13 protein-coding genes are annotated in these 13,174 nt (G+C 70.3%); 3 read left to right on the forward strand and 10 right to left on the reverse strand.

Translation table 11 applies throughout. The features are described from left to right. Positions 1 to 94: 94 nt before the first annotated feature. The gene (locus ACH4YL_RS09030; RefSeq protein WP_398506232.1) at positions 95 to 2,464 is read left to right on the forward strand and encodes a ribonucleoside-diphosphate reductase subunit alpha; all 2,370 of its coding nucleotides are present in this window, start codon (positions 95 to 97) and stop codon (positions 2,462 to 2,464) included. Beyond that, on the forward strand, positions 2,464 to 3,477 hold the full coding sequence (locus ACH4YL_RS09035) for a ribonucleotide-diphosphate reductase subunit beta (protein WP_398506233.1): 1,014 nt from the start codon (positions 2,464 to 2,466) through the stop codon (positions 3,475 to 3,477). The genes ACH4YL_RS09030 and ACH4YL_RS09035 overlap by 1 nt, the downstream gene beginning before the upstream one ends. Before the next feature lie 68 nt (positions 3,478 to 3,545). Here the strand turns inward: ACH4YL_RS09035 and ACH4YL_RS09040 are convergent, their stop codons facing one another. Continuing rightward, on the reverse strand, positions 3,546 to 3,740 hold the full coding sequence (locus tag ACH4YL_RS09040; protein ID WP_398506235.1) for a hypothetical protein: 195 nt from the start codon (positions 3,738 to 3,740) through the stop codon (positions 3,546 to 3,548). A gap of 82 nt (positions 3,741 to 3,822) precedes the next feature. Here ACH4YL_RS09040 and ACH4YL_RS09045 point away from each other — a divergent pair, with 82 nt between their 5' ends. Beyond that, complete coding sequence (locus tag ACH4YL_RS09045; protein ID WP_398506236.1) at positions 3,823 to 4,800, forward strand: helix-turn-helix domain-containing protein; 978 nt, start codon at positions 3,823 to 3,825, stop codon at positions 4,798 to 4,800. A gap of 13 nt (positions 4,801 to 4,813) precedes the next feature. Here the strand turns inward: ACH4YL_RS09045 and ACH4YL_RS09050 are convergent, their stop codons facing one another. The 9 genes from ACH4YL_RS09050 to ACH4YL_RS09090 all read right to left on the reverse strand — a co-directional run bounded on the left by ACH4YL_RS09050 (position 4,814) and on the right by ACH4YL_RS09090 (position 13,132). After that, positions 4,814 to 5,551 (reverse strand): D-Ala-D-Ala carboxypeptidase family metallohydrolase, encoded by a 738-nt coding sequence (locus ACH4YL_RS09050; RefSeq protein WP_398506238.1) that lies wholly within the window; start codon positions 5,549 to 5,551, stop codon positions 4,814 to 4,816. A gap of 180 nt (positions 5,552 to 5,731) precedes the next feature. Beyond that, the gene (gene def, locus ACH4YL_RS09055; RefSeq protein WP_398506239.1) at positions 5,732 to 6,361 is read right to left on the reverse strand and encodes a peptide deformylase; all 630 of its coding nucleotides are present in this window, start codon (positions 6,359 to 6,361) and stop codon (positions 5,732 to 5,734) included. A gap of 59 nt (positions 6,362 to 6,420) precedes the next feature. Next, positions 6,421 to 7,428: a tetratricopeptide repeat protein gene (locus ACH4YL_RS09060; RefSeq protein ID WP_398506241.1), complete on the reverse strand. Its 1,008-nt coding sequence runs from the start codon at positions 7,426 to 7,428 to the stop codon at positions 6,421 to 6,423. Positions 7,429 to 7,533: 105 nt separating this feature from the next. Continuing rightward, complete coding sequence (locus tag ACH4YL_RS09065) at positions 7,534 to 8,787, reverse strand: HD-GYP domain-containing protein (protein WP_398506639.1); 1,254 nt, start codon at positions 8,785 to 8,787, stop codon at positions 7,534 to 7,536. A gap of 46 nt (positions 8,788 to 8,833) precedes the next feature. Then, a complete protein-coding gene (locus ACH4YL_RS09070) occupies positions 8,834 to 10,219 on the reverse strand; it encodes an HD-GYP domain-containing protein (protein ID WP_398506243.1) in 1,386 nt (461 codons plus the stop codon). A gap of 162 nt (positions 10,220 to 10,381) precedes the next feature. Continuing rightward, complete coding sequence (gene rsrA / locus ACH4YL_RS09075) at positions 10,382 to 10,681, reverse strand: mycothiol system anti-sigma-R factor (RefSeq protein WP_398506245.1); 300 nt, start codon at positions 10,679 to 10,681, stop codon at positions 10,382 to 10,384. Beyond that, positions 10,678 to 11,343, reverse strand: a complete 666-nt coding sequence (locus tag ACH4YL_RS09080) for a sigma-70 family RNA polymerase sigma factor (protein WP_398506247.1) — start codon at positions 11,341 to 11,343, stop codon at positions 10,678 to 10,680. The genes rsrA and ACH4YL_RS09080 overlap by 4 nt, the downstream gene beginning before the upstream one ends. A gap of 258 nt (positions 11,344 to 11,601) precedes the next feature. Further along, positions 11,602 to 12,237, reverse strand: coding sequence for an alpha/beta family hydrolase (locus ACH4YL_RS09085; protein ID WP_398506249.1), 636 nt, complete (start codon positions 12,235 to 12,237; stop codon positions 11,602 to 11,604). A gap of 79 nt (positions 12,238 to 12,316) precedes the next feature. After that, positions 12,317 to 13,132 (reverse strand): SOS response-associated peptidase, encoded by an 816-nt coding sequence (locus tag ACH4YL_RS09090; protein ID WP_398506250.1) that lies wholly within the window; start codon positions 13,130 to 13,132, stop codon positions 12,317 to 12,319. Positions 13,133 to 13,174: the final 42 nt, after the last annotated feature.

Raw genomic sequence — 13,174 nt, forward strand, 5'->3', positions numbered from 1 at the left:
CGCCGTACCGAGTGCTGCCCTGACATGGTCGCGCGCGCTCGAACGGCCCCGCCTCCTCCCCGCCGGCCCAGAGCCGAGCGAGGGAGAGCACCACGTGACCATCGCGCCAGCCGATCCGGCTTCAGGCATCTCCGAGCAGTTGGCGGACGGCCCCGGGACCGCGCTTCTGCGGACCCTGACCGACCTCACCGCCGATCTGCCGGACACCGACCCCGGACGGGTCGCCGCCGCCGCGCTGCGCGGCCGCCACGCCGGATCGGACGCGGCCGAACTCCGTGGACTCGCCACGGACGCCGCCGCGGGCCTGATCTCCGAGGACCCGGCCTACTCCCGGCTCGCCGCCCGGCTCCTGACCCGCACCATCGCCGACGAGGCCGCCGACCAGGGCGCGGTCGCCTTCTCCGCGTCGGTCGCGGTCGGGCACCGCGAGGGCCTGATCGCCGACCGTACGGCCGAGTTCGTGACGCTGCACTCCGCGCGCCTTGACGCGCTCATCGACCCGGACGCCGACGACCGCTTCGGCTACTTCGGGCTGCGCACGCTCTACAGCCGCTATCTGCTCCGGCATCCGATCACCCGTCAGGTGATCGAGACGCCGCAGCACTTCATGCTGCGCGTCGCCTGCGGCCTCGCGGAGGACGACAGCGTCCGCGCGCTGGACGAGGTCGCCGCGCTGTACGGCCTGATGAGCCGTCTCGACTATCTGCCGTCGTCCCCCACGCTCTTCAACTCCGGCACCCGCCACCCGCAGATGTCGTCCTGCTATCTGCTGGACTCGCCGAAGGACGAGCTCGACTCGATCTACGACCGGTACCACCAGGTCGCGCGGCTGTCGAAGCACGCGGGCGGCATCGGTCTCTCGTACTCCCGCATCCGCGCCCGCGGTTCGCTGATCCGCGGCACCAACGGGCACTCCAACGGCATCGTGCCGTTCCTGAAGACCCTCGACGCCTCGGTCGCCGCGGTGAACCAGGGCGGCCGCCGCAAGGGCGCGGCCGCCGTCTACCTGGAGACCTGGCACGCGGACATCGAGGAGTTCCTGGAGCTGCGGGACAACACCGGTGAGGACGCCCGGCGTACGCACAATCTGAATCTCGCGCACTGGATCCCGGACGAGTTCATGCGACGCGTCGAGGCCGACGCCGAGTGGTCGCTGTTCTCGCCGGCCGATGTGCCGGAGCTGGTGGACCTGTGGGGCGAGGAGTTCGAGGCCGCGTACCGCGCCGCCGAGGCCAAGGGTCTGGCGCGCAAGACGATGCCGGCGCGTGAGCTCTACGGCCGGATGATGCGGACGCTCGCGCAGACCGGCAACGGCTGGATGACCTTCAAGGACGCCTCCAACCGCACCGCCAACCAGACCGCCGAGCCCGGCCACACGGTCCACTCCTCGAACCTGTGCACCGAGATCCTGGAGGTCACGGACGACGGCGAGACGGCCGTCTGCAACCTCGGTTCGGTCAACCTGGGTTCGTTCGTGGACCGGGGAATCGGGGGCGACGGCATCGACTGGGAGCGTCTTGACGAGACCGTCCGTACCGCCGTCACCTTCCTTGACCGGGTCGTCGACATCAACTTCTACCCGACCGAGCAGGCCGGCCGTTCCAACGCCAAGTGGCGTCCGGTGGGCCTGGGCGCGATGGGTCTCCAGGACGTCTTCTTCAAGCTGAAGCTGCCCTTCGACTCGGCCGAGGCACGGGCGCTGTCGACGAAGCTCGCCGAGCGGATCATGCTGGCCGCGTACGAGGCGTCCGCCGGGCTCGCCGAGCGCAGCGGCCCGCTGCCGGCCTGGGAGAAGACCCGTGCCGCGCGCGGTGTGCTGCACCCGGACCACTACGGCGTGGAGCTCAACTGGCCGGAGCGCTGGGCGGCCCTGCGGGCCCGTATCGCCGCGACCGGCATGCGCAACTCGCTGCTGCTGGCCATCGCGCCGACCGCGACCATCGCGTCCATCGCGGGCGTGTACGAGTGCATCGAGCCGCAGGTCTCCAACCTGTTCAAGCGCGAGACGCTGTCCGGCGAGTTCCTCCAGGTCAATTCCTACCTGGTGGCGGAGCTGAAGCGGCTCGGCGTGTGGGACGCGCAGACCCGTGAGGCGCTGCGCGAGGCCAACGGCTCGGTGCAGGCCTTCAACTGGGTCCCGGCCGAGGTGCGCGAGCTGTACCGCACGGCGTGGGAGATCCCGCAGCGCGGCCTGATCGACATGGCCGCGGCCCGCACCCCGTTCCTGGACCAGTCGCAGTCGCTGAACCTGTTCCTGGAGACGCCGACCATCGGCAAGCTCAGTTCGATGTACGCGTACGCCTGGAAGCAGGGGCTGAAGACGACGTACTACCTGCGCTCCCGTCCGGCGACGCGGATCGCCCGCGCGGCGCAGTCCGCCCCCATCCCCGTGCAGCAGGCCGCCGAGCCCGACGCCGTCGCCTGCTCCCTTGAGAACCCCGAGTCCTGCGAGGCCTGCCAGTAATGAGCTCCACCGAAAAGAATCTCCTCGACCCGGGCTTCGAGCTGACGCTGCGTCCGATGCGCTATCCGGACTTCTACGAGCGCTACCGCGACGCGATCAAGAACACCTGGACCGTGGAGGAGGTCGACCTCCACTCCGACGTGGCCGACCTCGCCAAGCTGACCCCCGGTGAGCAGCACATGATCGGCCGGCTGGTCGCGTTCTTCGCGACGGGCGACTCGATCGTGTCCAACAACCTGGTGCTCACCCTCTACAAGCACATCAACTCCCCCGAGGCGCGGCTGTACTTGTCGCGGCAGCTCTTCGAGGAGGCCGTGCACGTCCAGTTCTATCTGACGCTGCTGGACACCTATCTGCCGGACCCGGCCGACCGCGCTGCCGCCTTCGACGCGGTCGAGGAGATTCCCTCCATCCGCGAGAAGGCGCAGTTCTGCTTCAAGTGGATGGACTCGGTCGAGAAGATCGAGCGGCTGGAGTCGAAGGCCGACCGCCGCCGCTTCCTGCTGAACCTGATCTGTTTCGCCGCCTGCATCGAGGGCCTGTTCTTCTACGGGGCCTTCGCGTACGTCTACTGGTTCCGTTCGCGCGGTCTGCTGCACGGCCTGGCCACCGGCACCAACTGGGTGTTCCGGGACGAGACGATGCACATGAACTTCGCCTTCGAGGTCGTGGACACGGTCCGCAAGGAGGAGCCGGAGCTCTTCGACGACGCACTTCAGCAGCAGGTCACCGACATGCTGAAGGAGGCGGTGGAGGCGGAGCTGCAGTTCGGCCGCGACCTGTGCGGCGACGGTCTGCCGGGCATGAACACCGAGTCGATGCGCGAGTACCTGCAGTGCGTCGCCGACCAGCGGCTGACCCGGCTGGGCTTCGCTCCCGTGTACGGCTCGGAGAATCCGTTCTCCTTCATGGAGCTGCAGGGCGTCCAGGAGCTGACCAACTTCTTCGAGCGCCGTCCGTCGGCCTACCAGGTCGCGGTCGAGGGCTCGGTCGGCTTCGACGACGACTTCTAGATCTTTTCTGCCGGGGGGAACGGGGGGCAGCCGGGTGGGTGCGTGCGCACCCACCCGGCTGTTTCGTTTCACGCGGAGCGCTCGTACTCACGGCGCGAGGGAATCGGCTGCCGCGCCCGCTGCCCGGCCCGCACGGCCCCGCGCGCGGCCGCCTCGCGCAGCTGACGGTCGATGGAACGCTCCCTGGCGTACCCGACCAGCGACGGAAGGGTGATCAACGCCAGGAGGGCGATGACGAAGAGGTATGCCATGAATGTGTTCATGAACACCACTGTCTTCCTCCGGAGCAGGATTGGTCAGTGGCAGGACTGTCATTAACCATCGAATTACTGCCACACTGGCTCCATGCTGAAAAACGTGGCCGCCGTACTCCTCGACGGCGTGCATCCCTTCGAACTCGGAGTGCTCAGCGAGGTCTTCGGACTCGACCGCAGCGACGACGGTCTGCCCGTCTACGACTTCGCCGCGGTCTCCGCCGCCGGCCCCACGCTGCCCACCCACGCCGGATTCACCATCAGCACCCCCTTCGGCCTCGAACGGCTGGAGGAGGCGGATCTCATCGCCGTCCCCACCGGTGGCGACTACTCGACCCGGGACTATCCCGAGGACCTGCTCGAGGCCCTGCGGCAGGCCGTCGACCGCGGAGCGCGGGTGCTCAGCGTCTGCACCGGCGCCTTCGTCCTCGGCGCCGCCGGGCTGCTCGACGGCCGCCGCTGCACCACCCACTGGCGGCACACGCACGTCCTGGCCCGGCGCCACCCGAAGGCCATCGTCGATCCCGATGTGCTGTACGTCGACGAAGGCCAGGTCATCACGTCCGCCGGCACCGCGGCCGCGATCGACGCCTGCCTCCATGTCGTACGGCAGGAGCACGGCCCGGAGGTCGCCAACCACATCGCCCGCCGGATGGTGGTGCCGCCGCACCGCGACGGCGGCCAGGCGCAGTACATCGAGCGGCCGCTGCCGCGCACGTCGTGCGACACGGTCGGCGAGGTGCTGGCCTGGATGGAGCGCCATCTGGACCGCGAGATGACCGTCGAGCAGCTCGCCGACCGGGCCCACATGTCACCGCGCACCTTCGCCCGCCGCTTCCAGCAGGAGACCGGCACCACGCCGTACCGCTGGCTGCTGCGGCAGCGGGTGCTGCTCTCCCAGGAGCTGCTGGAATCGACGGACGAGACGGTGGACTCGATCGCGGGCCGCGCCGGGTTCGGCAACGCGGCGGCGCTGCGCCACCACTTCCTTCGTACGCTCGACACGACGCCGAACGCCTATCGCCGGACCTTCCGCGGCCCAGTGCGCCCGGTGCGCCCGGTCGCGTAGGAGGTCGGACCGGTCAGATTCCGCAGCTCGACGCGGACCAGAAACGGCTCGCCCGGTGGTCGACGTGGGTGTGGTCGCTGTGGCCCGGGTAGCCGGGGCCGAGGATGCCGTTGAAGCCGTGGTTGCGGGCCTGCTGGGCGAGCTTGCACAGGGAGTGCGGGCCTGAGCCGAGGTCCGCCGCGTCGCCGTACAGATGGCGGCTGCCCGCGGCGCCGCCGACGGCGTCGTTGCAGGCGGTCGAGCGGAAGCCGCTGGTCACGGTGATGGGCTGGTCGCCGAGTGCATGGCGCATGGCCTCCAGCTTCCACATGGTGCGCAGTGCGTTGGACTTCGCGGTGGCCGCGCTGACCGCGCCGCCAGCCCAGGTGGAGTTGCAGTCGTTGAGCTCGGCGTAGCTGAAGTGGACCGGGGTGCAGTCGTCGTCCTGGAGGGCGTAGAGCTTGCTGAACGTGGCCGGGCCCGCGACACCGTCGGCGGCGAGGCCGTAGGCCGACTGGAAGCGCCGGACGGCGGCGGCGGTCGCCGGGCCGTAGTCGCCGTCGATTCCCAGGACGGCGCCGTATCCGGGGTAGCCCGCGACCCGGATCTGCAGCTGGGTGACGTCGGCGCCGGACGTTCCCTGGGAGAGGGTGCGGGACCAGGTGTAGCAGCCGTCGGCGTGGGCGGTGCCTGCCGTGACGAGGACACCACCCAACGATGCGGCCATGAGCATGACAAAGGACAGTAGGAGTCGTGCGGTGCGTCGGGGCATCGGCCCTCCATGACGAGTCCACCCGGATGAGTCAGTGCAACGCGAATACACGCCAGAGACTGGCGGGGCGGTCGACGCGCGTCAACAGGGCCTGCGCCACCGTCATTTGTCCGCCCATTGGCGGCAAGACAAAGGCCCCGCGCCGGTCACCGGACGGGGCCTTGGCACATGAGCGCACTGTCAGTCGTTCGGCACGGTCTCGTAGCGCGGCGTGCCCTCTTCCATCTGCCGCAGCGCGTCCTTGCGGTCCCGCTTGGACAGCCGGTCGATGTACAGGTAGCCGTACAGGTGGTCCGTCTCGTGCTGCAGGCAGCGCGCGAAGTAGCCGGTGCCACGGACCTTGATCGCGTTGCCCGCGGCGTCCTGGCCGCGCACGACCGCGTAGTCGGGCCGGGCCAGCGAGGCGTACGCCGTCGGCACGGACAGGCAGCCCTCGTTCGAGTCGTCGAGCGCACGCAGCTCCGGCGGCAGCTCCTCCAGGACCGGGTTGCACACGACCCCGGTGTGCCGCACGCCATCGTCGTCGGGGCAGTCGTACACGAAGACCTTGAGGTCCACGCCGATCTGGTTGGCCGCCAGGCCAACGCCCTCCGCCGCCTTCTGGCTGGCGAACATGTCGTCGATCAGCGCAGCGAGCTTGTCGTCGAACTCGGTGACGTCCTTGCACTCCTTGTGGAGCACAGGATTGCCGACGACCGTGATCGGGCGCGCCGTGCCGCGCTCGCGGTACGCCAGCTCGCGCTCCTCGCAGTCCTCCGTGTCGACGACGAAGCCGTCGTTCACCTGCTCGTCCGTCTGCTGCTGCGCCATGTCCGCTTCTGCGCCTTCCTGAAAACCCGATTCGATCCCGTACAGCCTACGGCCAGGAATCAGCAGACTTCCTCGAGATCCCGCCACTCGCGGGTGTCCGGGCTGTCCGCGACCCAGCCGTCCAGCAGCCCGCGGACGAGGCCCGCAGGCGCCGCGATGCCGCATTCGCGCTCCGGCGACCACAGATCGCCGGCCGTGCGGTGGCCGAGCGGGCCCGGATGACCCGGCTCGCTGTGATCGTGCGGGTCGAGGTGCTCGCCCTCGCCCTCCGCGCTGGGCATCCGGCTCTCGGAGCAGGACCGGCACAGCAGCCGTACCGACGACGACCAGTCCTCGGCGGCGAATCCGGCGTCCGACGCGAGCTGCTCCAGCGCGTCCCGGTCGGCCTCGGTGGCGGCCTCCAGCAGCACCACCCAGGTGGGCACCGGCGACGGCGCCCAGAGCTCGATCTCGTCGAAGACGGGGTAGGAGGGGCCGGCCGAGGTGATGCGCTCGCCGTTGGGCACACCGTCGTGCAGGACGACCTCGCCCCAGCGGCGTCCGGAGGACGGCAGCGGGATCGAGAGGACCTCTATCCGGGCCGGATCGAGCCTGCGGCCCCACACGACCTCGGCCTCGCCCTCGGGCGAAAGGCGCACGGCTGCGCTGCCGAGGTCCATACCGACCGGTTCGCCGTTCAACGGTCCGGCGCCGGTGCCGCCCGAGCGGGTCGGGCCGCCGGGCACCCTGAGGCCGTACGCCTGCCAGGCGCGGCGGGCCAGCGGCCAGTCCTGCAGGGCGGTGGCGGCGATGCCGACGTTCCACCAGTCGGGGGCCCCGGTCTCCTTGTCCAGCAGGGCGACGGCGCGCAGGCCCGCGGCCCGCGCCTGCTCCCAGTCGTGCCGGAACTTGTGCAGCAGCGCCAGGTTGAACCAGGACTCGGAGAGCCAGGGCTCCAGGTCCGCGGCCCGTGTCAGCAGCGCGCCCGCGTCCTCGTACCGGCCGTCGCCGATCAGCGTGAACGCGCGGTCCGTGGCCTGCCGCCAAGAGGCGGAGGGCCGATGCCGTACCTTCCCGAAGATCCTCACGATTCCCGCCTGCCGGTCGCTCGGGTCATTTCCCCCGGACGCTGTGCTTGTGCCTTCTTTCGCATCCAACCATGCCCGGTCGGAGGCTGGCTCATTACCCATGGGTTACCCAGGTAGGACCGGGGCCAGACCGCCTCGCGCCAGGACTCTCGCGAGGGATTCGACCACCTCTGGCTGGTAGTCCCGCCCGGTGCCGAGCCGGAGCTCCTCGAGCGCACCGAGCGCACCGCCCGCTGTGCTTCCGCTTCCCCCGGTCAGATCGTCGTATGCGTTGACCGTGCGGACAATCCGGGCGGGCAGTGGCTGCTCTCGGTACGGGTCGGCCTGGCGCTCCACGACGACGGCGACCGCCGCCGGGACGCCGGTCTGGCGCACCACGGCACCACCCAGCAGCGCGATACGGCGCTGGTCCGCGGCCGGGAGATGGGCGGTGGCCCCGTCCGGCACGGGATCCACCAGCGAAAGCTGGCCGATGTCGTGCATGAGGGCGGCATACTCCAGGACGGTCAGATCCGTCCCGCTCAGGCCCAGCTCACGCCCGACGGCGGTGCTGAGCGCGGCGACGCGGCGGGCATGGCCGGGCTGGGTGTATCCGGCGATCTCGGTCGCGCGGGCGAGTGAGGCGATGGTCTGCCGGTAGGTGGTCCGTACCGCGGCGTAGCGCCGGAAGGACAGCTGGGTCAGCAGCAGCGGCACACAGAACACCGGCAGCGCCCACAGCCCGGCGACGGCGACGGCGAGAGCGATCACGGCGCCGGTGGCGCAGACAGCGGAGCCGATGCCGAGCAGGGCGCGGAGCTCGTCGCGCAGCAGCGGGCCGTAGGGGAAGCCGGTGCGGGCGTGCAGCATCGCGGCGGCGAGTACCGCGTCGCACAGCGCGGTCAGCACGAGCAGGACGAGGAGAAACAGCACGTAGTACGCACCGTGCCCAAGCCGTCGCTCCAGCTCCCCGGAGGTGTACAGCGGCTGGAAGCACACGGCGGCGAACCCGACGGTCAGCACCCGCCGCGCGACATGGTCCAGCGCCGGCCCCCGCCCGCGCGCCACATGCGGCACGGCCCCGACGAGCGCTGCGGCCACGACGACGGCGACGACCTGGAGGACACCATGGCTGGTGGCCCGGCCCGCGCACTCCCCGAGCAGCGCGTACGCGAGCGCTCCCGCGGCCCCCAACGGTGCCGGCTCCCGCTCCCCGGCCACGGCCCCCCACCGCGCAAGCTCCCCGACGACTATGAGCGCCCCGAAGGCCAGCACGTTCCCGGGCTGATCGACCCCGTGCCACAAGGTCCGCGCGAGCCCGGCCGCGGTCAGCGCGGCAGCGGCCGCGTACACAGCCCGCACGACCCAGCGGCCCGGTATCACGACCGTCTCCCTGCCGCGGGCACGGGAAGGAGCGCGAGCGCACTCAACCCGGGCCGCCCGCCGACTCACGGCCCCATACCGCCGCCCGGACCGGCAGCGACTCCGCCCAAGGCCCCGGCCCCCGCTCCGGCTGCGCCGGGACCCACGCGGGCTCGTCGGCGGTGACGGCCGTCTCCCAGCCGTGCCGCTCCAGCGCCCGCACCAGCGCCCGCACCATCTGCGGGTCGAACTGCGTGCCCGCGCACCGTTTCAGCTCCTCCAGCGCCGAAGCGACCGGCCGTGCGCGCCGGTACGTACGCGTCGAGGTCATCGCGTCGAACGCGTCCGCCACCGCCACCACCCGCGCGAACTCCGGGATCTGCCGCCCCACAAGCCCGTACGGATATCCGCTGCCGTCCAGCCGCTCGTGGTGGTGCAGGATCGCCGCCCGCGCCTCCCCCAGGAAACCGATGCCGCGCACCATCTCGTGGCCGTACTCCGGATGCAGTTCGATCACGCGCCGCTCGTCCGGCGTCAGCGGTCCGTCCTTGCGCAGCACCCGGGTCGGCACGCCGAGCTTTCCCACGTCGTGCAGGATGCCGGCGAACCGGATCACCTCAAGACGCTCCTCTTCCATGTCCAGTTCGCGCGCGATCAGCACGGACGCCCGCCCGACCCGTTCGCTGTGCCCGCGCGTGTACTTGTCCTTGAGGTCGACCGCCTGCACCAGCGCCCGGATCGTCGCCTGATGGGCCGCCCGCTCACGGTGGTACTGCCCGAAGATCCAGCAGGAGATGTACATCGGCAGCAGCACGAACAGCGCGGACAGCGGCCCGTACGGACTGCGCCACAGCACCGCCATCATCAGTCCGGCGAGCCCGTGCACCAGGTGCGGGGCGAGCGAGCGCGGCAGCAGCTCGCGCCAGGCGGCGCCGACCGGCAGCCGCTCCACGGTGGCGAGGATGCCGCCGTCGAGTGCCGTCAGCACCAGGCAGAAGGCGAGCGCGCCGGCCGCCGCGGGCACCAGCGCATACGGGAAGTCGGGCGCGCGCAGCGTCCCGGCACCGCCGAGCAGCAGATACGCCTGTGCCGCACCGGAGGTCGCGAGCGCGAGCTGGGACGCCCGCCAGATCCGCCGTATCGCGGCGGGACGCTCGTCGACGCGGCCCAGCAGCGCTCCGGGCACGGCGACGAGCGCGGCCGCGGCGGGCGGCAGCAGAAAGGCCGCGGCGAGCAGTACGGGGAAGAAGGATCCGGCGCCCACCGGAACATGGCTGCCGAGGTAGCGGCAGTGCGCGGGCAGCTCGCACACCGCGTACAGCCCGGCGAGCAGCCCCACCGCGCTCCACGAAACCCCGGACCCGGCCCGGGTGATCGGCAGCGCGCCCACCGCAGCGCACAGCATGACGCCCAGAACGTATGCGCGTGCCGCCGCCGGTATCGAGCTCACTGCCCAGCACCCTCCTCAAATCGAGCGCCAGGCTAGCGAGTTGAGGAAGTAACGGTGGCTGGATTCCCGCTATTCGCACAGACGGGTGAACATTGAGCCGGATACACGAAAGGCGCGCCGCGACAATCGCGACGCACCTCTGTGCGAACCGACCTGCGTGCCTTATTCGTGCACGATGCCGGGAAGCTCGGTGTCGGCCACTATCTCGCCGGACCGGATCAGATCAATGCGCCCCATGACCTTGGCCCGCAGGTCCGATGGCACGTCGTCATGTCCGCAGCACCGCTTGACCAGCTTCTTCACGGCCTGCTCGAGCCCGTACTTCTCCAGGCACGGAGAGCACTCCTCGAAGTGCACCTCGAATTTGGTGCAGTCACTGTCGGGCATCTCTCGGTCGAGAAACTCATAGAGATGGTCCAGGACCTCTGAGCAGTCCGTCTCGTGCGGCTCTCCGCAGCTCATGAGCCCGAACCTTTCGCTTCGTTCGACTCCCCCGCACCGGCCGGGACGAGCCCGCGCTCACGGGCGTAGTCCTCGAGCATGCCGCGCAGTTGACGGCGGCCCCGGTGCAGGCGGGACATCACCGTCCCGATGGGTGTTCCCATGATGTCCGCGATCTCCTTGTACGCAAAGCCCTCTACGTCCGCGAGATAGACCGCGATACGGAACTCTTCGGGAATGGCCTGCAGCGCCGCCTTCACGTCCGAGTCCGGCAGGTGGTCGAGCGCCTGCGACTCGGCGGAGCGCAGCCCGGTCGACATGTGCGACTCGGCGCGCGCGAGCTGCCAGTCCTCGATCTCCTCGGCGGCACTGCGCTGAGGCTCGCGCTGCTTCTTCCGGTACGAGTTGATGAAGGTGTTCGTGAGGATCCGGTACATCCACGCCTTGAGGTTCGTGCCCTCACGGAACTGGTGGAAGGAGCCGTACGCCTTGGCATACGTCTCCTGCACAAGATCCTCGGCGTCGGCCGGGTTGCGCGTCATCCGCAGGGCAGCGGAGTACATCTGGTCGAGGAAGCCCAGAGCATCCCGCTCGAAGCGTGCGTTACGCTCCGCGGCCGTCTCCTCGGGCTCTGCCGTCTGGCCGTCGTCGGTCCCTGCGTCGGTCCCAGTGACCGGACCCACCTCCTCCAACGCTGTGGCGAGGCCGAATGCGGACCCGCTCGAATCGGAGAATAGTCGACCCTCGGGCGACAGCTGCTTTCCATCCGCTCCGCCCGGCGCACGAACAGCGCCGGTCTTCGCCGCGGAAAGCACCGTCCACTCAAGGTCAGCGGCGGGCTTACGGCTCGGGCAGATGGTCGAACCCATGCGACGAACTCCCTACTCCATGCTGTGCTGACTGACGTCCCGACACCCCCCACAACAGCCAGGGACCGCCCGTCATTCCCACAGTCCCCGGGCCCAGCCGCGTACCGCGTCTGTGATCGTCCTCACGGTCTCCGCCTCGGTGACGCCCGCGCGTTTGGGCACGGCGAACCCGTGATCTCCGTGCGGGATTTCCACCAGCTCGTACGTGCCCTCGGGGAATTTTGCGGGCTTTCCGAAGGGGTCGTTGCCGCCCTGCACGACGAGCGTCGGCAGGCCCGCTCCGAGCAGCTCGTCGGCGCGGGACTTCTCGGGCCTGCCCGGCGGATGCAGCGGGAAGCTCAGTGCGAGCACCCCGGCCGCCCCGAGTTCCTCGCCGGTCCGGCAGGCGACCCGGGCCCCGGCACTGCGCCCTCCGGCGACGACGGGAAGCCCCGGCTTCGCCAGTACGGGCCAGATGCCGCGCCAGCCGACGTCGAGGGTCTTCGGCGCGGGTGCGACCTTCTTCCCGGCGACCCGCCACGGCTGCTCCACGAGCGCCACGGTCACGCCGTCCTGCGGGAGGACCCTGGCGATCGCCTGGAGGTCCCGCGCCTCGATCCCGCCCCCGGCCCCATGGCTGAGGGCGAGGACGAGCCGCGCCTTCTTGGCGGTGTACCAGGTGACGCGGGCGTCCCCGGCGTCGGTCTGCACGATTTCGCTCTTGCTCACGTTCCCATCCTGCCGCGCACCGCCGCGTACAGCAGGAAACGCCCCGGTCAGAACTCACTCGGAAGCCGGCAGAGCCCGGTCAGAACAGCGTGCCCACTTCCGGCGCCGCCAGCTCCTCGAGCAGCTCCGGCCCGTTGTTCCGCACATTGCTGACCGCCGTCGTCACCGGATACGCCCGCATCAGCCCGCCCGGCGGCGGCGCCAGCAGTCCCTTCAGGCCCTCCAGGTCCGTCCTCGACGGGTCCAGCCAGGCGTCCCACCGGTCCGGCGTCAGCATCAGCGGCATCCGCGGATGGATGTCCGACAGCGACCGGGGGCCGTCCGCCGGCGCCACTCCGAGCGGCCCCGTCTCCGCCTCGGTCGTAATCACCGAGCAGGTCACCCACCATGCCTGCGGATGGTCGTCCGGCAGCGTCCTGTCGCGCCAGAACTCGTACAGCCCGGCCATCGCGAAGACCGACCCGTCCGCCGGCGTCACGAAGTACGGCTGCTTCCGCGGCCGCTTCTTCTTGCCCTCGACCTCGAGCTGCCGCTCGTCCGTCCCGGTCACCCACTCGAAATAGCCGTCGGCCGGCAGGATGCAGCGCCGCGAGACGAAGGGCTTGCGGAACGAGGGCTTGTCCGCCACCGTCTCCGCCCGTGCGTTGATCATCCGAGCGCCGCCCTCGGGCGTCTTCGCCCAGGACGGCACCAGCCCCCACTTCAGCGCCCGCAGCTGGCGAACCGGACGCCGGTCCTCCGCGTCTTTGAGAGGACGCTCGAGAATCGCGTACACATCCTTCGTGGGAGCCACGTTGTAATCGGGAGCCAATGTCTCCTTCGGCTCCCACTTTTCGACCTCGAAGAGTCCTGCGAGATCCTCGGGCCTACGACTCGCTGCATACCGTCCACACATAAGTGCCACACTGCCACTCCTGTCCGCCGCCCGAGGAGCCGC

Source organism: Streptomyces sp. NPDC020681 (genome assembly GCF_044334895.1).
Classification (GTDB): domain Bacteria; phylum Actinomycetota; class Actinomycetes; order Streptomycetales; family Streptomycetaceae; genus Streptomyces.